Source organism: Paenibacillus sp. FSL R5-192, assembly GCF_000517845.1.
Lineage (GTDB): Bacteria > Bacillota > Bacilli > Paenibacillales > Paenibacillaceae > Paenibacillus > Paenibacillus amylolyticus.
Window position 1 is genome coordinate 192,698 of the sequence record NZ_ASPR01000075.1, and the last position, 20,659, is coordinate 213,356.

At 46.4% G+C, this 20,659-nt stretch carries 21 protein-coding genes; 3 read left to right on the forward strand and 18 right to left on the reverse strand.

Features of this window, described 5'->3' with window-relative positions:
* Window positions 1-29: 29 nt before the first annotated feature.
* A complete protein-coding gene (locus C161_RS28575) occupies window positions 30-1,226 on the forward strand; it encodes an AI-2E family transporter (protein WP_036616967.1) in 1,197 nt (398 codons plus the stop codon).
* Here the strand turns inward: C161_RS28575 and C161_RS28580 are convergent.
* The 15 genes from C161_RS28580 to C161_RS28645 form a co-directional block, all read right to left on the reverse strand.
* The gene (locus tag C161_RS28580; protein ID WP_036674518.1) at window positions 1,205-3,016 is read right to left on the reverse strand and encodes a peptidoglycan D,D-transpeptidase FtsI family protein; all 1,812 of its coding nucleotides are present in this window, start codon (window positions 3,014-3,016) and stop codon (window positions 1,205-1,207) included. The genes C161_RS28575 and C161_RS28580 overlap by 22 nt on opposite strands.
* A gap of 122 nt (window positions 3,017-3,138) precedes the next feature.
* Window positions 3,139-5,427, reverse strand: a complete 2,289-nt coding sequence (locus C161_RS28585; protein ID WP_036616963.1) for a methyl-accepting chemotaxis protein — start codon at window positions 5,425-5,427, stop codon at window positions 3,139-3,141.
* 234 nt (window positions 5,428-5,661) lie between these two features.
* Window positions 5,662-6,990, reverse strand: a complete 1,329-nt coding sequence (locus tag C161_RS28590; protein WP_036616961.1) for a peptidase U32 family protein — start codon at window positions 6,988-6,990, stop codon at window positions 5,662-5,664.
* A 17-nt stretch (window positions 6,991-7,007) separates the two neighbouring features.
* Window positions 7,008-7,937: a peptidase U32 family protein gene (locus C161_RS28595; RefSeq protein WP_036616959.1), complete on the reverse strand. Its 930-nt coding sequence runs from the start codon at window positions 7,935-7,937 to the stop codon at window positions 7,008-7,010.
* A gap of 14 nt (window positions 7,938-7,951) precedes the next feature.
* On the reverse strand, window positions 7,952-8,992 hold the full coding sequence (gene mltG / locus C161_RS28600) for an endolytic transglycosylase MltG (RefSeq protein ID WP_235193974.1): 1,041 nt from the start codon (window positions 8,990-8,992) through the stop codon (window positions 7,952-7,954).
* 76 nt (window positions 8,993-9,068) lie between these two features.
* Window positions 9,069-9,383 carry a DUF1292 domain-containing protein gene (locus tag C161_RS28605; RefSeq protein WP_036616957.1) on the reverse strand — a complete coding sequence of 105 codons (315 nt, stop codon included), beginning with the start codon at window positions 9,381-9,383 and terminating at the stop codon, window positions 9,069-9,071.
* Window positions 9,384-9,683: a DUF1292 domain-containing protein gene (locus C161_RS28610; RefSeq protein ID WP_017686820.1), complete on the reverse strand. Its 300-nt coding sequence runs from the start codon at window positions 9,681-9,683 to the stop codon at window positions 9,384-9,386.
* Window positions 9,684-9,695: 12 nt separating this feature from the next.
* Window positions 9,696-10,112, reverse strand: coding sequence for a Holliday junction resolvase RuvX (gene ruvX / locus C161_RS28615; RefSeq protein WP_036616953.1), 417 nt, complete (start codon window positions 10,110-10,112; stop codon window positions 9,696-9,698).
* 128 nt (window positions 10,113-10,240) lie between these two features.
* Window positions 10,241-10,501 carry an IreB family regulatory phosphoprotein gene (locus C161_RS28620; protein ID WP_036616950.1) on the reverse strand — a complete coding sequence of 87 codons (261 nt, stop codon included), beginning with the start codon at window positions 10,499-10,501 and terminating at the stop codon, window positions 10,241-10,243.
* Window positions 10,485-10,646: a hypothetical protein gene (locus C161_RS33240; protein ID WP_235193975.1), complete on the reverse strand. Its 162-nt coding sequence runs from the start codon at window positions 10,644-10,646 to the stop codon at window positions 10,485-10,487. Before C161_RS33240 ends, C161_RS28620 begins: the two co-directional genes overlap by 17 nt.
* A gap of 97 nt (window positions 10,647-10,743) precedes the next feature.
* Entirely contained in the window at window positions 10,744-13,374 is a 2,631-nt protein-coding gene (gene alaS / locus C161_RS28625) for an alanine--tRNA ligase (protein WP_036674520.1), read from the reverse strand.
* 435 nt (window positions 13,375-13,809) lie between these two features.
* Entirely contained in the window at window positions 13,810-14,877 is a 1,068-nt protein-coding gene (locus C161_RS28630) for an AI-2E family transporter (RefSeq protein ID WP_036674522.1), read from the reverse strand.
* A gap of 295 nt (window positions 14,878-15,172) precedes the next feature.
* Window positions 15,173-15,382, reverse strand: coding sequence for a hypothetical protein (locus C161_RS28635; RefSeq protein ID WP_017686815.1), 210 nt, complete (start codon window positions 15,380-15,382; stop codon window positions 15,173-15,175).
* A gap of 10 nt (window positions 15,383-15,392) precedes the next feature.
* Window positions 15,393-15,914, reverse strand: coding sequence for a PRC-barrel domain-containing protein (locus tag C161_RS28640; protein ID WP_017686814.1), 522 nt, complete (start codon window positions 15,912-15,914; stop codon window positions 15,393-15,395).
* A 164-nt stretch (window positions 15,915-16,078) separates the two neighbouring features.
* The gene (locus tag C161_RS28645; RefSeq protein WP_036674524.1) at window positions 16,079-17,230 is read right to left on the reverse strand and encodes a cysteine desulfurase family protein; all 1,152 of its coding nucleotides are present in this window, start codon (window positions 17,228-17,230) and stop codon (window positions 16,079-16,081) included.
* A 132-nt stretch (window positions 17,231-17,362) separates the two neighbouring features.
* Here C161_RS28645 and C161_RS28650 point away from each other — a divergent pair, with 132 nt between their 5' ends.
* Complete coding sequence (locus C161_RS28650; RefSeq protein ID WP_036674526.1) at window positions 17,363-17,695, forward strand: hypothetical protein; 333 nt, start codon at window positions 17,363-17,365, stop codon at window positions 17,693-17,695.
* Window positions 17,696-17,872: 177 nt separating this feature from the next.
* Here C161_RS28650 and cymR read toward each other — a convergent pair whose 3' ends face one another.
* Window positions 17,873-18,292 (reverse strand): cysteine metabolism transcriptional regulator CymR, encoded by a 420-nt coding sequence (gene cymR / locus C161_RS28655; protein ID WP_017686811.1) that lies wholly within the window; start codon window positions 18,290-18,292, stop codon window positions 17,873-17,875.
* 320 nt (window positions 18,293-18,612) lie between these two features.
* On the opposite strand from cymR, the gene mnmA reads away from it, so the two are divergent.
* On the forward strand, window positions 18,613-19,737 hold the full coding sequence (mnmA, locus tag C161_RS28660; RefSeq protein ID WP_036616942.1) for a tRNA 2-thiouridine(34) synthase MnmA: 1,125 nt from the start codon (window positions 18,613-18,615) through the stop codon (window positions 19,735-19,737).
* 131 nt (window positions 19,738-19,868) lie between these two features.
* Here mnmA and crcB read toward each other — a convergent pair whose 3' ends face one another.
* Entirely contained in the window at window positions 19,869-20,228 is a 360-nt protein-coding gene (gene crcB / locus C161_RS28665; protein ID WP_036674528.1) for a fluoride efflux transporter CrcB, read from the reverse strand.
* The gene (locus C161_RS28670; RefSeq protein ID WP_036674530.1) at window positions 20,225-20,626 is read right to left on the reverse strand and encodes a fluoride efflux transporter FluC; all 402 of its coding nucleotides are present in this window, start codon (window positions 20,624-20,626) and stop codon (window positions 20,225-20,227) included. Before C161_RS28670 ends, crcB begins: the two co-directional genes overlap by 4 nt.
* Window positions 20,627-20,659 lie beyond the last annotated feature (33 nt).

Sequence of the window (20,659 nt, forward strand, 5' to 3'; positions counted from 1 at the left end):
TAATTATTGCCATCAAAGGAGCCATGTCCATGCTACCGCTTTACAAAAAATACGGGCGAACTGTCTTTGACATCGCATTGCTCGTATTAACCGTGTATGTGATCATGTACGGTTTCAGTCAATTATACCATGTGGCTGCACCGGTCTTTCTATCATTCATTGTGTATTGGATGATTGAACCGCTGGCCAAATTTTTACATCGCAAAGGATTGCCCAAGACACTTGGAGCCGCCATCTCCGTCTTGTTGTTTCTTGCATTAATTGTCGCTGCCTTTTTTGGGGTAGGCTTGATTATCATTTCACAAATTTCCAATCTTCAAGATAATTTCCCCGTATACATTGAAATGATACAACGTGAATTCACCAATCTGGTGTTATTCATTCAGGACAAGTCAGACGCTCTCCCTGATGGAGTTATGGAAAAAGCGAATGATTATTTTGCAACACTGACCGGGTTCCTGTCCAAATGGGTAACTAGCGGAGCGCAATTCGTAGTAGGTTTCCTCAGTTCATTCTCTTCGTTTATTACGAACTTCGGAATTGCGATTATTCTGGCATTTTTCCTCAGTATCGAGATTGAATCCTGGCGCAAGTTCGCCCGTGCGAAAACGCCCAAAACATTAAAGTTAGCTATTGAATTCATGCGTAATCACGTGTTCAAAACAATCCGCTCGTATCTGAAGGCACAGATGATCATGATGCTCATTACGTTTGTATTGATTTATGCAGGTTTGTTGATTTTGGGAACCTCTAACGCCTTTACCATTGCAGCAGTCTGTGCGGTTTTTGATCTGGTACCCTTGCTTGGCGTTCCTGTTGTATTTATTCCATGGATCGTCTACTTATTCATTATTGGCAATAGTAGCCTGGCGATTGGCCTGATTGTGATTCTGGCAGTGACGATGCTGACACGGCAATTGCTGGAACCGAAAATATCAGGTAACTCGATTGGTGTATCTTCGGCGTACTTGATGCTTTCGTTTATGCTGATCTCCCTTTCGATCTTTGGCCTGGCTGGTGTAGTGTTATCTCCAGTGCTTCTGATCCTTCTGAAAGAACTGTTACAACAAGGATACCTGCAAAAGTGGATTCACCTGCCAAAAGATGAATTTGAATCCTCTCCATTGGTCATGGACCCACCCGTTAGTAAGGCCTCTGCGAATTCTGCCGAATCTACTGTACAACGTCCCGTTCCTGCGAAGGATCATGAGGACTCCGCCAAATAGTCCATCACCTTCCTGAAGAGAGCTGTCGCCTGATGTTGGCTGTCAGGAGAGACATTTTGAACAAGAACAGCTACAGCATATTGGGGTTGTTCTACCGGTCCATAACCAATGAACCATTGATTGTTGCGCTTCTCTCCATGTTTCTGTACCTGAGCTGTACCTGACTTCCCTGCAACATGCCACCGCGCACGCTGCAGGGATTTTCCTGTTCCCTCACGGACTACCTTATTCATCCAGGATAACAGTTTATGCGCTGTTACGGGAGCAATCTGTCCTGATGCTGAAGGTGAATCATGCAAGGGCATCTCCAGCATGGTGCCACCATCCGCATATCGGATGCGCTTAACGAGACGTGGGGCACTAACCTTTCCATCATGTAACAGTGTAACGATCAGATTGGCAGCTTGCAGCGGTGTGACCAAGACATCGCGCTGACCAATTGCTGTCTGTATTTTCGCACCTTCATCAGCAGAAGAAACAGCCTCTGTTCTCACACGCCCGTGATCCTCATGATCAAAGTGTCGTAACACAGGCATTCCTGCCATCTGCTTCCCTTCCCAGCCAATCGGACGCGCGAGTCCCAGACGATCAGCCGTGTTCTCCAGTTGTTCCATACTCAGCCTGCGCGCCGTTTCCGCGAATACGATGTTGCAAGACTCAGCGAATCCTTGCTCCAGATTCAGGTCTCCATGCCCATGCTCCTTCCAGCAAGACAACCCATATCTTCCGTACTCACCACCACAATGGAATTCTTCTCCGTTAGAAACCGCATGATACTCCAAAGCAGCAGCCGCAGTGACAATTTTGAAAATGGAACCCGGTACGGCTCCCTGTACTGCACGATTCCCCCAGGCCGATTCTTTAGGGTCCACATGTTGTGGCTGATAGAAAGGACGGGAGATCATGGCGCGAACATCTGCGTTAGCGGCATCTAACACAACAATGGCCCCTTCTTGTAATCCAGATTCTTGCGTCAACCCCTCCAACCCACGCTGTAACTCAGCATCCACTGTGGTTTCTACACGTAAAGGATAATGGCTATTGGCCGGTGCAATGACGTGCGGCTGAATATCAGGGATAATCTCCCCACCTCCCGAGACCATGCGTGATACAAGCGTAGGGCCAATTCCCCTTACCAGCGGTTCAAGTGTCCTCTCCAGTCCAGCTGCTCCTGCTTTCATGGCAAATGGCTGTTTCACTTCATCCTGATGCCCAGTTAGAACTTTGGAGGACTCAGGCTGTTCAGCCAGATATCCCATCCACTGCATTCCTGTATGCCCATGAAGATACCTTGTCATCATCGGATAGATGCCAGCTCCTTGCAGGTGCAAACTACGTAGGCGCTCCACCTGGGCAACGGTCAAATGAACAGGCTGATGTGTACCTGCTGTCCAGAAATGAGGTATACTTTCCTGATTCCATTCCTTCTTCAATTGATCCGGATCGGTATGTAATATAGCTGCCAACTGTACCATCTCGGAGCCTTCTAATGCCCCTTGCTTGCGTAATTTCTCTAACGGACTTGCCTGTGGAAAAAGAACCAGTCCCCATTGCAGCTTACCGGTCAACGCCTCACCCTTGTAATCCGTAAATTGCCCCCGCCCCGGGTCAAGCATCACCCCGCGTTCACGCTGCAATACAGACATTTCACGTACCGTTCGGTGAAATCCAGGCATCGTCTGATTCACCTGAACGATCTGGACCCATCCCAATCGTAATATAAGCAATCCAAAGACAAGAGTTAGAAGAATACAAGTTATATAGATTCGCCGTTTCGCAAGGAGATGCATCCCAATCTCACCTTTTGTCGTTTTGACATATTATTGCTGATATGGCTTGGAATTATCCGGTAAACAAAAAGAAAACCTGTCCCATGTGCGGGACAGGTTCTCCTCATTTCAACCTTGACTTGTTACACCGTAAAGCGTGACAAGGTTTCTTTCAGTTCAGTAGACACATTCTCCAGTTTGCCAGACAGATTGACCAGCTGGTTACTGATATTTTGCTGTTCACTGCTCAAGGAAGCTACTTCTTGGGACGTTGCAGAAGATTCTTCAGCTACAGCGCTGACATTGCTCATGGCTTCAGACAACGTACCTTGAGATTTGTTCAAATCTCCAATAGAACCTGTCACCATACCCAGACGTTCCACAAATGCACCCATCTGTTCCTGCACGGAAGCAAAGATGACATTGGTGTCTTTAACCGCATCCATCTGTTCCTTGAATAACGGATAAGCTGCCGACAAAGCATCCACGGTCTCATTCATTTCAGTCATGATTTTGTCTGTAATCTCTCCAACCATCTCAATGGATTGTCTGGATTGAGCCGCGAGCTGACGAACCTCATCAGCCACCACCATGAATCCGCGTCCGGCTGCACCGGCACGTGCTGCTTCAATGGTTGCATTCAGGGAAAGGATATTTGTCTGTTTCGTTATGTTTTGCAGCACTTCAAGCACTTTCAGAACAGAAGACGTACTCTCTTTCAGCGAATCAACCTTATTCACCAGTGCACCAATCATTTCTTCTGTCTTCTGCGTTTTGGTCATCAACTGATTCAGATGTTGTGTTCCTGTCTGACTGGACTTCTCTACATGACGAGCAGAATCACCCATCTGTTCATTAGCAGCGATTACACTCTGCATCTGACGAGAGATATTGTCAGTTAATTCATTGCCACGTTCCGCTTCGGTTGCCAAACTGCCTGCACCGCCTGCGATCTCTTCTGTAGCTACGGCAATCTCCGAAGCAGATACAGCCGTTTTCTTGGATGCACTGCTCAGCTCAGAGGCCGTATCCAATACTTCCTGCGCAGAACGATTGGTTTGTTCAACCAGCTTAGTGATCTGCTCCATCATCAGATTGAAGGCGGTCGAGAGCTGACCAATTTCATCCTGGGAGCTATATGGTGTACGAACTTTAAGATTACCTTTCGCACCTTCCTGCATCAGGTCTTTCAATTTGCCGAGTGGACGAGCGATCATACGCACCATCCAGATCCCGATCAATACTGCAATCCCCGCATCAACCAGCGCCATCCACAGGGTCAGAGTCAGAATGCCTTTTGCGTCCTGAACCAAAACAGAGGTAGGTATCATACCAACCAGTTTCCAATTGGATGTATCCATCGTACTGTATACAGCCAGCATTTCCGTAGATTTGCCATCTACCGTATACTCCGTATTTGTACTACCTGCTGGTTCGGTCAACTCTTTGACAAATGCAAGCTCTGTTTCTTGTCCTGTACGATCCGAGATGGAGGATGCAACCACTTTATTATCCGGAGCAATTAGTTGAAGAATAGCTCCTGGCCCAAGATCAAGCGATTTCAATTGTTCCTCCAAAACTTCCAGTTTCAGTTCAATAACCAGAACATACGACTGAGTAGTCCCCTGCAAGTTTTTCATGGAACGTGCAATTTTAAACGTTGGCGTTGAGCCATCTTCTTTGACCTCTGTTGGAAGCCAGCGATAACCGCCCGCCTCAATTAACTCACTGTACCATGCTTCCTGGCGAATGCTGCCCATGGATGAACTGTTGCTGCCGGTACCCATAATGGACTTTGTATCGTCCGTAGGTACCAAATAAATCGCTTCCATAGATTTATTTGTAAATGCAACATTGGACAGTTGCTTGTTGATTGAACTTGAGTTCACGAATGTATCATACGCAGTCAAATTCGTATCTGACATTTTTTGTAGCAAGGACTGCATTTCCGGATCAAAGAAAATCTGTGTGGATGTATCGACAAACCGCTCCAAAATGATGTCCATTTTTTGCTTGGTCTGATCAATGGTCTCCTGATTGGCACGCGAAGCATTTTTCTCTATCGTACCTTTGGCCTTCGAATAGGATAATAGACCTAAACTTACTACAAAAATCATAATTCCCGCAAAAAAGATTAAAAACAGTTTAACCCCTACGGATTTAACCGGATTTGCCTTCTTAATCTGTTGGAAAGAAGACCCTCCAAGGTTTTTCCAATCCCGGTTTTTTAATTGTTTTTTTACCCAATCGGTCTTGATCCAGCCCAGCTTCAATTTACTACGGTCAAACTTAAGTAATTTTTTCCCATTCCCTGTAATTTTACTTTTACCTACTTTTTCTTTCTTCACTTTCTGAACCTTCTCAGGGTTAACCTGCTCGACTTTTGTCACTTGCTCCCCACTGTCTTTCTGCTTCTTTTGAACCAATCCCATTCACCTGCCAGTAATTTACTTGTTAGATTTTTCTTTCTCTCCCCTATAAATATGTAGTATTCGACAGCTTTCTTCGTTCCCCTTTCACTTTCCAGAAATATTTTACAACTTTATTCCTATTTTTCTATAAAAAAAAGACCCCCATCTGCCGATATACGGAGGTCCCCATGCTAATTCCATAACACTATTTTGTTAAATCATAATACAATATTGGCGTAATGTAGGTATTTGAGCCTACTTCTTTTTTCTCATCATATCGAAATACGAAACCGGCTGATCCACCTTCATTTTAACTAGTTGCAACGGGTGACGGGCCGCATCTAGAACATTACCTTCTTCATCCTGTATTTCGCCGACAACCTGTTTGAAAAAGTGACCTCCCGGGCCGAAAAATTCAATTTCCTGTCCTGGTTTGAAATGATTGCGCTGTTGAATGGTTGCCATTCCTGTTTCAGCATCATACCCCATGACCAATCCAGCGAAGTCAAAAGGTACAGCCTTTTCTTCCGGTTCATAGATATGATCTTCATGGTCTGGTGTATCATAGAAAAATCCGGTATTCAGCGGGCGATTCGCCGCTTTGTTCATTTCTTCAACCCATTCAGGTTTCAGAACATAATTTTCCGGGTCTGCCATATAGGCGTCAATGGCTTGACGGTATACGTTAACCACGGTTGCCACGTAGTGGATCGATTTCATACGTCCTTCGATCTTGAAACTGTCCACACCCACATCAATCAACTCGGGAATATGGCCAATCATGCACAGATCCTTTGATCCCATGGAGAATGAATTATCCTGTTCCTCGAACAGGGGAAGCTGATTCTCACCTAGTTTGAATGGCGCAGGGGCCTTCATCTGCATGTCCTCTTCGCTGACCCACACCGTATCTTCTCTCGCATCCTCGAACAGATCATACTTCCAGCGGCAAGACTGGCAACAGCCGCCCCGGTTGGAGTCCCGATCCGTAAAATGGTTGGAGAGAACGCAACGTCCGGAATACGACGAACACATCGCCCCGTGAATAAAGGCTTCAATTTCGATATCCACATTGGCCTTGATCTCTTCAATCTCTTCAAAGCTAGTCTCACGTCCGAGAACAACACGTGGAAGTCCTTCATCTTTCCAGAACTTCACGGCTTGCCAGTTGAGTGTGGATTGTTGAGTACTTAGATGTACCTCAAGGCCTGGCACAGCACGAAGCGCTACTTCAATAATAGCCGGATCAGCTACGATGATCGCAGAGATTCCCGCATTATAGAGGTTTTGCAGGTACGTTTCGATACCCTCAACATCCTCATTATGTGCATAGATGTTTGTCGCTACGAACACCTTGGCTCCATACTTTTTGGCAAACTCCACACCTTCACGCATCTCTTCAAAGCTGAAGTTATCCGCGTTGGAACGCAGTCCATAGGCTTGTCCACCGATATATACGGCATCTGCACCGTAATGGATCGCAAATTTCAGTTTTTCCAGATTACCCGCCGGAGCTAGCAGCTCCGGTTTGTCCAGACGGTTACGTTTACCCGAAAACTTCCGCTGTACCGCCACTGTTTCCATTCTGTTCACCTCGTCTATTAATACACTTGTTCTTTATAGAAAAATCCAAACGACAATTCACGTTCAGGGTCCTGTAACTTGCGCACCTCAGCGAGCCACTCTTCAGAGAACGCATATGCATCAGCATCGGCTACATAACTGTCAATCGCTGTCCGATATGCACGTACAACAGCTTCATTGTAGGTAAGTGATTTTAACATACCTTCAATTTTGAAACTGTGCACACCCGCCTCCATCAACAGATGAAGATCTTCGAGGATACATATATCCTCTGAGCTCATAATGTGTGTACCGTTAATATCCTCGTAGATCGGGAATTTCTCATCCCGACGTTCAGCCTCGATCAGGAACAATCCCCGCTCTTTCCCCAGATGTCCCTCAACCGGCCGCCCTTGATGAGCCATGTAACTTTGTACCAGACTGCGCTTGGAATGATAAATATTCGTCATGCCATGCACCTGAACCTGAGCTTCCACCTTCAAAAAAGGAACCATTTCCGTCAACTCGTCCATATTCAGCTCTCGGGCAAGTACAACGCGACTAGCTCCCTTGGTTCCCCAATAGTTGGCCGTCGCATAGTTCGTTGAAGTCATCTCCGCATTCCAGTGCAGCTTCACATGTGGAGCGTATTCCTTCATGGTAGCCAGCACGGATGGATCATTAAACTCCACACCATCAATACCGATTCTGCCAAGTGCTTGAACATATTCAGGCAATTCTTTCAACAGTTCGTTGGACATCAGATTAGTCATGGATACATACACACGCGCCTGATGTTTGGCTGCAATGGCAACCACCTCTGCTGTCTCTTCCACGCTAAAGCTACCTGGAAGACGCATGCCGAATCGATCATCTCCAATGACCAGAGCATCTGCTCCAGCCTGGAGAAGCACTTCTGCCTCTTTCACATTCGCTGCTGTAACGAGCAGTTCATGTTTCTTACTCATATAATCCCCTCCGCTTATTGCGCAGCCTTACTTTTGGCTATATTTTGCTGGTGTTCCTTATACGTTTTGGCAAATAGATGTCCAGACGAGCCATCCTTTTTTGTCACATAGAACAGATACTCCGAAGCTTCCGGATTTAGCGCTGCCTCAATGGACGGAAGACTTGGACTGGCAATTGGACCTGGTGGCAAGCCCTTGTTCAGATACGTATTATAGGGACTTTTCACCTTTAGATCCTTGAAAAACAATCGTTCCTTCGGTCTGTCGAGCAGATATTGCACGGTAGCATCAATCTCCAGCTTCATATCCTGATTGATCCGATTGTAGATTACACCTGCAACCAGAGCACGTTCCTCGTCCACTACAACTTCTTTCTCCACGAGTGACGCGATCGTCAGCAGTTCATGCAGGGAAAGGTTCTTTTCCTGGAGCTTGGCTTCCAAATCAGGAATGGAATTAATCTTGGTCTGGAATTCTTCCAGCATCCGTTGCATCACATCATGCGTGGAACTTCCCTTTTTCAGCTCATACGTCTCCGGGAATAGATACCCTTCCAATACGTAGCGAAGTTCTTCATCCACTGGAATATCTTTGATGATATCTACATCAAAGGCCGAAGGATCATTGGCCAGCTTGATGAATTCATCCCGATCTACTACATGCTCATAAGAAAGCTTACCCGCCATTTGCAGAACGTTATAACCCTCCGGAATCGTAAATTTCACCATTTCTTCCGGTACAACTTCGCCACTACTCAGCTTGCTAACAATCTCATCATATGTCACGCCAGGATTCATTGAATATGTACCCGCCATGAAATTAGAACCTAGTTTCTTCCACTTTAAATACCCTTTGAAGGTTAACCCACTTCGAATGAGGCCTTCTTCTTGAAGCTGATCCGCGATTTTCGAAGTTCCCGATCCGCTCTTAATCTCGAATACGACCGGTTCTGTAGAAGCTTCCACAGGACGCATCATACTCCATACGTAACCGCCTGCGCCTCCGGCAAGAACTACAATGATAAGCAGTATGACTACAATTGCTTTCCCTTTCAAAAAAGAAACAACTCCTTTACACAACCAAAAAGAGCGGACTTCTCCGCCCTCCCGGTTTCTTCAATTTGAAGCTGATTTAATCTTCGTCAATGGGGAGTGTACACTCATCATACAGTTCCGAGATGTTCTCCCACTCATCATCATCGTCGATCGTAACTAACTCTGGCATGATCTGGTCTTCACTTCCAGGTGATACCCGCAGAAGTTCAACCTCGTCGTAAGGTCGCAACGAACTGCGGAGCACCGCGTACTGCTGACCGTTCACTTCGAACTCAGCCAACAAGTCATACGGTTGTGATTTACCGTTCTCTTCCTCGAGCTCAACATGAGCACCGAATGCCAGACGCAGTGAATCTGTCCATTTCAGGTCTTTGCGATTATATTCCGTCATTTAGTTCGCTTCCTCTTCATCTTCAGCAAGAAATGTATTAAACGTCTCCTCGACGATATCCCATTCGGCATCATCTTGGATGACGAAAAGTTTAATATCGTCGCCCTCTTCTTCATAACGGAATGCATATACATCCGTTTCGCCATCTTCAGGTTCAACCGGAGCAACCATCATGTACTTGGCCTCCGAACCATCTACTTCAAACTTCATGATGACTTCGAATTCCTCTTCATTACCCTCGTCATCCGCAATGTAAATAATTTCCGCTTCTTCTTCCATACCCAGTTGATCTTCAGCCATTGTTGATCCCCCTCACCTTCTACTATTGGCATCCAAATAATTTTGCAAAATCAAGCTTGCGGCCATTTTGTCCACAACCTGCTTGCGTTTTTTCCGACTGACATCCGCTTCAATCAGCGTACGTTCTGCTGCCATGGTTGTCAGCCGTTCATCCCAAAGGTGAACAGGTAAATTCAGTTCATCCCGCAGGCGATCGGCAAAAGCAATGCATATCTCACCGCGCGGTCCTACGGTGCCGTTCATGTTTTTGGGAAGTCCGACTACGATCTCACTAATCTCATGCTCACGCACAAGTTCGGCAATCCGAGCGAACTCGCCTTCATCACGGCGGCGTTCTAGCACTTCCAATCCCTGGGCAGTCCAACCGAAGGCGTCACTCGCGGCAACTCCGATTCTTCGGTCCCCATAGTCCAAACCTAATATTTTCATCCATGCTCTCCCATCCTGGGGCCTGCTCAGGTCGATTACAAATAATCGCCTTCTCAAGCTTCAGGCTGTCTTCTGTCGGTTCATTTCCCGCTGCCTGCAAGGCTGCAACACAGCGGAAGCGGCGTACATTACCGGTGATTGGCCAGATAGGAACGTACAAGCTCTTCAATCAGCTCATCGCGCTCCTTTTTACGGACCAGACTACGTGCGTTGTTGTGACGAGGAATGTATGCCGGGTCTCCAGAAATCAGATACCCAACAATCTGGTTGATCGGATTATACTCCTTATCGACCAATGCATCATATACCGTGAGAAGAATCTCTTTGGATGATGCTTCCTGTTCGTCACCTTTCACATTAAATTTAACCGTCTTATCCATGGAGTCCATTGATGACACCTCGCTCCTGCATGAACATGGGGACCATGTCCTGCCGAATTGATTTCTGTTTATATAATAACATATTCTGACTGCCACAAGTAAACAAAGGATAAGGCAATTGTGTTTTTTGCTTGTCCTTTACTGGCTTCAGCATATTGCATCATTCGATTCCACACGCTCTCGGGTACAAAAAATAAACGAACAGAACCATTTCGATTTATTTTTTGACGATTGAAAGCCACTCAATGGATTTATGCATTATGCCCGCTAACCAGCGAAACTGCCAGTTTCAGCGCTTCATCCAGCTTGGTCGCATCCTTACCTCCGGCTTGCGCCATATCTGGACGTCCGCCGCCACCGCCGCCGCATATTGCTGCGACTTCTTTGACGATTTTGCCTGCGTGTAATCCTTGTTTTACTTGTTCAGCAGGTACTGCTACAACAAAATTCACTTTGCCGTCCGCTGGAGCACCCAATACGAGTACCGCGTTAGGCAATTTTAATTTCAACTCATCTGCCACTGTACGCAGCGCATCCATGTTCGGAGCATCTACGCGTGCTGCCAGCAATTGTGTATTTCCTGCTTGTACCACTTGATCGGTCAATTGACCCGCTTCCATGGCACTCAGCTTGCTTTGCAGGGATTCAGTCTCTCTGGCTGCTTCTTTCAATTGTTGGTTCAGACCTTCAATCCGTTTAGGTACATCAGCCACATTTGCTTTGAGCAGTGCTGCTGATTGTTTAAGCAGTTCCAACTGGCTTTCCACATACAGATATGCGCCGCGGCCAGTTACAGCTTCGATCCGGCGTACGCCGGAGCCAATTCCGCTCTCGCTCACCAGTTTGAAGATTCCAATCTCTGAAGTATTATTTACGTGACAGCCGCCACAAAGTTCCAAACTGTAGTCTCCGACTTGAACAACACGTACAATATCTCCATATTTTTCGCCAAACAGGGCCATTGCACCCATTTCTTTAGCTTCATCAATAGCTTTCAGCTCGATGTTCACGTTCAGACGATTCCAGATCTGTTCATTCACCTGACGTTCAATCTCTGTCAACTCTTCCGGCGTAATACTACCGAAGTGAGAGAAGTCAAACCGCAGACGCTGTGGCTCTACGAGCGATCCTGCCTGGTTTACGTGTGTTCCGAGCACATCTTTGAGTGCCTTGTGCAGCAAGTGGGTAGCCGTATGGTTTTTGATAATGTCGCCACGTTTCGCTGAGTCTACTTCGGCATTAATCACATCGCCTACACGCAGTTCACCAGACTCCACATTCACCAGATGTACATGTTGTCCAAGTGGAGCTTTGAATAAACCTTGTACTTTCGCTGATACACCAGCACCTCGCAGCAAGCCCTGATCACTCACTTGACCGCCACTTTCCGCGTAGAACGGAGTCTTGTCCAGAACAACCTGACACGTCTGTCCTTCGCCTACAGATTCAACAAGGGCATCACCGGCTACGATGGCTACCACTTTTGCTTCCGTCAACAGGTCAGTATAACCAACAAACTCGCTTTTAACCTCCAGATCAGCAAGTGGTCCGCCTTGAACTTTCATGCTCTCGTTCTCTTGACGCCCAGCACGTCCAAGCTCACGTTGTTTCTGCATGGAAGCATCAAATCCTTCTCGGTCCACAGTCAGACCATGCTCTGCTGCATAATCTTCTGTCAGGTCAAACGGGAAACCGTACGTATCATACAGCTTGAAAGCTTCAGGTCCGCTAATAACGGTGCGTCCTTCGGATTTGGCTGTGCCGCTGATATCAGCCAGAATAGCCAGACCATCTGTTAGTGTTTCGTGGAAACGCTCTTCCTCGGTTTTGATTACTTTGGCGATGAACTCCTGTTTGTCTACTACCTCAGGGTAGTACATGCCCATCACTTCACCAACGGTTGTTGTCAATTCATACAGGAATGGACGGTCAAGTCCAAGCACTTTTCCATAACGAACTGCACGGCGAAGCAAGCGACGGATGACATATCCACGTCCTTCATTACTTGGCAGAACGCCATCACCTACTGCAAAAGCAACCGTACGGATATGATCGGCAATGACTTTCAATGCAACATCAATCTCTACGCTGTCGTTATATTTCACACCCGCAAGAGCGGCTGTTCTTTGAATCATCGGTTGGAACAGGTCTGTGTCGAAGTTGGAATCCACATTTTGCAGAATGGAAGCAAAACGCTCCAAACCTGCACCTGTATCAATGTTTTTGTTAGGAAGCGGTGTGTAGCTGCCGTCCTTGTTATGGTTGAACTGGGAGAATACCAGATTCCATACTTCCAGGTAACGTTCGTTTTCCCCACCTGGATACATTTCAGGATCGCTCATGTCGTTTCCGTAAGCTTCGCCGCGGTCATAGAAGATCTCGGTACAAGGTCCACATGGGCCTTCGCCGATATCCCAGAAGTTTTCATCCAATTTAATGATACGCTCAGCAGGCAGTCCTACTTTTTCGTTCCACAGTTTGAAAGCTTCTTCATCTTCCGGATATACCGTTACGGAAAGACGTTCCGGATCGAATCCGATCCACTCTTTGCTGGTCAAGAATTCCCAAGCCCATGTTACGGTCTCTTCCTTGAAGTAATCTCCAATAGAGAAGTTGCCGAGCATTTCGAAGAACGTATGGTGACGACGCGTTTTACCAACATTCTCAATATCATTGGTACGGATACATTTTTGGGAGTTCGCTAGACGCGGGTTCTCCGGCTTCTCACGTCCGTCAAAATATGGTTTGAGCGGTGCCATACCTGCATTGATCCACAGAAGGGAAGGATCGTTGTGAGGTACGAGCGATGCGCTTGGCTCGATTTTGTGACCTTTACTTGCAAAAAACTCTATCCATTTGGACCGGATTTCACTGGCTTTCATACTGGATGCCCCCATTAAATTATAATAGTCCGTTGCGTATTCGCTCCGGTTGGTCAACATTGTTTTTGTAAAAATAAACACAAAAAACGCCCCTGAATAATCAGGGACGATGTTATCGCGGTACCACCCTGGTTATTGCTGTTCATCCCTTGCTGCCCGGACAAACAAACAATCTCCTCGTTCATGCGAAATAACGGTCGCTCCCGGCAGGGTTGTCCTGCACTCCGAAATTAGCTTTCCGCCGCTTCATCTTTCAAGACTCTTCCAGCCATCAGTTCAGGCTCACCCTGATCCGATGAAGTCTATTCTCTGAGGAAAGGAACCCTCGGCGTACTTTATTTCATCATCGATTTCATGTTCTCAACATACACACTCATTATATCGGTAGCACAAGCGGGTGTCAACGCGGCCTCGTTGATGTTTTAACCCTGCTATTTAGTCGGTCCTTCGTTTGATGTAATAGGCGAAAAAGTGTTGCACAATCACCTTCAGCACGGCAAAAACGGGTACTGCCAAAATTAAACCTACAATGCCTGCCAGTTCACCTCCGACGAGCAGTGCAAATATAATCGAAAGTGGATGCAGATGCAACGTACGTCCCACCACCTGAGGAGAAATAACATTACTCTCCAACACCTGGCACAGTGTGTTCACAATGACAACAAGTAGTACCATTTTAAACGATACAGTTGATGCCATGACCACAGCAGGAGCAGCTCCAAGGAACGGCCCCAAGTAGGGCACAATGTTAAACACAGCTACAATGCTTGCAAGTAGCAGGGCATACGGCATATCAATGATGATATAACCAATGTAGGCAAAGATACCAACAATGACACAGACAATAAACTGTCCCCGAATGTAGTTCCCCAGTGCAGTATCGATCTCTTTCATCACCGAGACAATCGCTTTACGACGTGAACGCGGCAGATACGCCACAATGGTGCGCTCAAATACCTCAAAGTCTTTTAACATATAAAAGATCAGAAATGGCACGATAAACACATTGAATAACACATTAATGGTCGCCCCGATATTGTCCATGAGCACAGTAATTCCCTGAGTTAGTCGATCCTCCATCTGAAAAAACCAACTGTTCATGCCTGTTCGCACACTTGGCGGCATTAATTTGTGATCCATATTGTTCATCAGGCTCTGGGCACGCATGGACAGTTCCGGCATATGCTCGTTGAGTTCCCCTAGCTGTTCAATCAATACCGGAATGACATTCATCAGAATGACACCGAGGCAGGTCAGGAAAAAGGCATATATGAGTAGTACCGCAATCGTACGCGGCACCTTGCGCCCTCCCAGCATGCTGACAATCGGATTAAGTACATAGGATATGATAAGGGCTACGATAAAGGGTGCCAGCACTGTTTTCAGGAACACATATATGTGAAGCAGTAAAGGCCGCAGCAGCCAGATAAAATATAAAATGATCAATCCGAGCAGCAGCCAGATCGCGTAACGGAACAGCTTGTTTTTGGTTAATTGCTCCACTTGCATCTCTCCTTTTGGACTGGCTCTGAGAGTCAGTATATGTAGGAAAGGTAATATTTATTAACCCAGCGCAAAAGTGGAAAGGAGTAATCCGAACATTTTTTCTTAAACCCAAAAAAACGCCTCCTTCATCAGAAAAGGAAGCGCATTTTGCAGTACGGGTTAGCATATAATCAACCATACACCAGCCGAACCACTATGTAACCGCATCTATATACATCTGCCAACAATTAACGACAGCCTCCCATGACAGACATTGTCATGAAACCGCATATAGAGGAAGTTATTCTGCTTATTAAGAAGAAGCGTGAAGATGAGGGAAGTCTTGTGGCAGCTCGTCCCCGAAAAACAGATCATCCAGGGAACTCAGCGTACCGTCTTCTTCCACCTGATATACAGACATTTTCTCACCGTTCACCGTTAATTCGATAAAGCATCCCCAGCAATAAAACTGGTGGGAACCAATTTTCCCGATATCTTTGGAACTACAGTTTGGACATTTCATATTCATTCACCTATCCATTAACAGAATGAATGGCATTTTCCAAGCGTTGTTCACTCAGAGACGGCACCATAATGGCACTTTCCCCGATGGACATATCGCTTGTACATGGCAGCCATTTGCGGCCCTCGATCAGATCGGACACAAAACCGTCCGTAATTTCAATCCCTATTATTGTATTTCCCAACTCTTGGTCAAAATAAACATCGGAGACACGCCCGAGCAGCAAACCTTCTTCGGTGAGCACGGACATCTCCTTCAATTTAGACCGACCGAGGAGGTACGTGTATTTTATGTCGTCGGCTCCCGTCTTGCGGACAGCCTGTTGATTACGGATCATGACGGCATCTTCGCCGTAGGCAACGATATCTTGCCACTGCACGATTTTGACATGATTGGTAAACAGACCTTTGTTCTCAAGCTCAATGCCTTCGATCTCCCAATCATCATTCACAATGAAATCCTGGATTTTACCGACCTGCTTCCCGTCCTCAACATCAAAAACGGCAAGTCCGATCATTTCCTGAAGCTTCATCGCTGGGTCCCCCTCATCTTCTTATCATTAAATAGGCGCGGCGCTATTGCTAGGTATGCCCAAAGTTGATGAGTGGCAATCAGACGCCGATCATCAAAACCGCTTCTATCCAACCGATGAAATGGAACTTCTTCCCTCCTTCTGTTCCATGTGTAAAGTTCCCCTTAGGGTCTATTACGCAGTCGTCCAAGAATGGTTCCAATTTTTTCGGCGGTTATCATGATTTCTTCCGTAGTATTACCCAATCCCCAGCTAAATCGAATCGCAGAGTGTAAAAATGTTTCAGGCAATTTCATCGCTTTGAGCACATGAGAGACTTCGAGTGAACCGGAAGTGCAGGCAGAACCGCTTGCAACAGCAATCCCTTCCATATCCAGATTCATTAACATCGTCTCTGTGGACACTTCCGGAAAGCTGATATTCAAGATGTTTGGCAGCGTATGCTCCAGGTGTCCATTCACGTGAAAGTGCTCCGTACCCACATGAATTTCAAGCTGTTCCAACAAAAGTTTACGCAATTCCAAATCATGCTGACGATGCACCTCCGTCTGTGCTGATGCAATCTTGAGAGCCTCTGCAAATCCTGTAATACCTGCGATATTTTCCGTACCAGCCCGACGCTGACGCTCTTGCAACCCACCGTGAGCTCTTGCTTCCAGCACAATTCCTCGCCGTACATAGAGTGCACCCACGCCCTGAGGTCCGTTGATTTTATGCGCAGAGAAGCTGATCAGATCCACAGGCAGTTCCTTACAGGAAATATTCTGGCTGCCCAGAGCCTGAACCGCATCGGTATGGAAAAGGATATTATGCTGACGTGCAAGCTCACCTACCTCGCGAATCGGCTGAATGGTGCCCACTTCATTGTTGGCATACATCATGGTAATCAGCACCGTATCCGGCCGAATGGCCTCTTGCAACTCATCTAGATTTATTCGTCCATGACGATCCACAGATAGATAGGTTACTTCATAACCTTGCCGCTCCAATTCCTGACACGTATGCAAGACAGCGTGGTGCTCAATTGCGGTTGTAATGACGTGTTTCCCCTTATCCTGCCTGGATGAGACTGCTCCAAAGATTGCCAGATTGTCGCTCTCCGTGCCACCTCCGGTGAATACCAATTCGTCCGGGAAACAGCCCAAAGACGCCGCAATGACATCCCTTGCTCCGCTGACAGTCCGTTTGGCCTCACGCCCAAAGGCATGGATACTTGATGCATTGCCAAATTGTCCTGTCATGACGTTCATCATCGCTTCTGCGACTTGTGGATGCATAGGTGTCGATGCGGCGTGATCCAAATAAATTCGTTTCATTTATCTTCACCCCGTTATATGTTAAATTTCTATCTCATGGCAAACTATCAAAATTGGAAACTGAAACGGATGCTCTATTGTCGCATCTTCGTGTATAATGTTCTATATCCATTTCAAAAAGGAGAGAGAGACATGAGTGATCCCATTCTCGGGCAGATTCTAAATCAGCTTCAACAAATGGACAAACGATTCGACAGCATCGACGTACGTCTTGAAAAGATGGAAGACAGACTGAATACCATGGAAAGCAGATTGGACACCATAGAGGAACAAACTAAAAACATTCCGCTTCTTCAACAAGCTGTTCTGGAAACATTGACTATTACGAAACATCTTGAAGCTTCCCACTCTGTCTCTGAACGCAAAGTAACTACCGAATTAAATACCCATCAGCACAGCATTGATATTTTGAATCGCCGTCAGTTACGCATGGAAGCTGATATAGAAACCTTAAAAAGTCGCTGATTTACAAGTGATCCAGTTAAGTTCACACTTGACCATCTTGTTAATCCCGCGGCTAAATACATAGCCCTGCTCAATTAAAATGATCTGTAGAAATTGAAGAACAAAGTACCCATTGGCATGTCTAAAGCCCCCAAATTGGAGGCTTTATTGTGTCTTCTGTGATGCGAATTAATGATCTTAAATGTAAAACATGTAGCTATCTTTTTTGTCCTGATCCTGGAAGGTAATCAGGTCTTTCAGTGTTGTGGAATCCAACACTTCCGCAATGCCATCACGAATACGCAACCACAGATCACGTTTCGCCGGATCATCTTCCTCTGTGAAATCTACTGGAGAGATTGGCCCTTCCAGTACACGGATTACATCGCCAGCAGTTACGGTTGCAGGATCACCCGCAAGGATATAACCGCCGTAAGCACCTCTAATGCTTTTCACCAGTCCTGCATTACGCAGTGGAGCAATCAGTTGCTCCAAGTAATGCTCCGAGAGCTGGTTGCGCTCAGCAATGCTTTTAAGTGATGTAGGGCCTTCGCCTATTCTGGCAGCAAGCTCCATCATGATTGTGAGGCCGTAACGGCCTTTTGTCGATATTTTCAAAGGAGTCACCTCTTTCAATTTTCAGAAACGATTGGAAACTTTTATTTAATCCTATGGTCCATGACCGTCTGTTTCACGATCTGTCCACAGCGGAGATGCATTGAGATTAGCATAAACCTTCTAATCCTCCGTATTCCGATCATAACCCTCAGCTAATGTTAACATATCTGCATGCTTTATGGAAAAGAAAGATTGACGATATTCCAAAATGTGCGTCTGTGGTGGACACTATCCAAAATTGGCCGGGTGTATCGTATCTTGAGTCCGGTTATGCTAGAATAAGAAACGAAACACATTTATATATAGAAATGGTGATAACGATGTCCAAAACAATTGAAAATACACGGGTCGTCGTTGGCATGTCCGGAGGTGTCGATTCTTCCGTTACCGCACTGCTGCTGAAAGAGCAAGGGTACGATGTCATCGGCATTTTCATGAAAAACTGGGATGACACCGACGAGTTCGGCCACTGTACCGCTGAAGAAGATTCAGAGGATGTACGCCGCGTATGTGAACAGATCGGCATTCCTTACTACACTGTCAACTTCGAGAAAGAATATTTTGATAAAGTATTTACCTATTTCCTTGATGAATATAAGTCGGGCCGCACGCCAAATCCGGATGTCATGTGTAATCGTGAGATCAAATTTGGTGAATTCCTGAACAAAGCTCTGGATCTCGGCGCAGATTATGTAGCTACAGGACACTATGCTCGTCTGATTGAAGAAGATGGCACACTCAAGTTGCTTCGTGGTGTGGACAACAATAAGGATCAAACGTATTTCCTTAACGCACTCAATCAGAACCAGCTGTCCAAAGCCATGTTCCCGATTGGTCATCTGCCCAAACCCGAAGTACGCAAAATCGCAGAAGCGGCTGGTTTGTATACTGCCAAGAAAAAAGACAGCACAGGTGTCTGCTTCATCGGTGAGCGTAATTTCAAAGAGTTCCTGAGTAACTATCTGCCTGCCAAAGGCGGAGACATGGTTGATATCGCAACCGGTGAAGTCAAAGGTCGTCATGACGGTCTGATGTACTACACACTTGGACAGCGCCAAGGTCTTGGCATTGGCGGTTCCGGCAATGGTGAACCTTGGTTCGTTGCAGACAAGAATCTGGAGAAGAATCAACTGCTTGTTGTTCAGGGCGATGCCCATGCAAGCCTGTACTCCACAGGTCTAACCGCAACGGGTGTGAACTGGATTGCTGGTGCAGAGCACATGCCTAATGTGCCATACCGTTGTACTGCCAAATTCCGCTATCGTCAGCCGGATCAAGGTGTAACATTGACCTGGCAAGAAGATGGAAGTGTCGATGTCCAATTTGACCAGCAGCAAAAAGCCATTACACCAGGACAAGCCGTTGTTTTCTACGACGGAGAGGTCTGCCTGGGTGGGGGTACGATCGATCAGGTGCAAAAAGTACCTGTACCCGCAATGCAATAATAGAGCTTGTCCATTAAAATGCGGATTATACACAATACCGTGTATCCCTATTAAAAAAGCCGTCTTTCATGTATACCATGAAGGATGGCTTTTTTCCTGCTTATTTTTGCAAAAAAATTAAAAATAGTTCGTTATGCAGTCAACCAGACCCCTGCCCAGGCGGCAAACACCCCAACTAGAACCGAACTGACAACGTAGAGCGCCGCGCTTGCGTATCGTTGTCGACCCATAAGCCCTAACGTCTCATAACCAAGGGTAGAGAACGTCGTGTACGCACCGCAAAATCCGGTTCCCCACATCAACCAGATTCCATCTGAGATCATTGCAGATTCATGCCACCCATATAACAACCCAAGCAACAATGAACCACTGATGTTGATGATCCATGTTCCCCATGGAAAGGCCATTCCCAGCAAGCCAGAGACCCATTTTCCCAGACTGTAACGCAGTACCGCACCCAGCACACCTGCAAAACCAATCCACAGGATCATGAGGCATCACCCTCTTGTCTTTGTGCTCCCAACATACGATGTCCAAGGCTCATTCCCAGCGCACAAAGCAACAATCCTGCCAACAGACTCACGATCATATAAATAGCGGCACTGATCCATTCGCCCCCTTCGGATAAACGAACAATATCCAGTGTAAACGTGGAGAATGTCGTAAATGCGCCTGTAAAACCTGTACCAATCGCCAGTCGAAGTTGTGGTGTTATTTTGCCTGGAACAGCTATGGTAAAGAACCAACCCAAAAAAAGGCTGCCCATCGCATTGATTAACAGCACTGCCCATGGAAATCCCCCATGGACAGTTGGTATCGCTAACTGTATAGCATATCGGGTTAATGTGCCGAGAAATCCACCCGCCCCTATATACAAAAGCTCTTTCATGTTGTATGCATCTCCCGAGTGATCTGACTGATC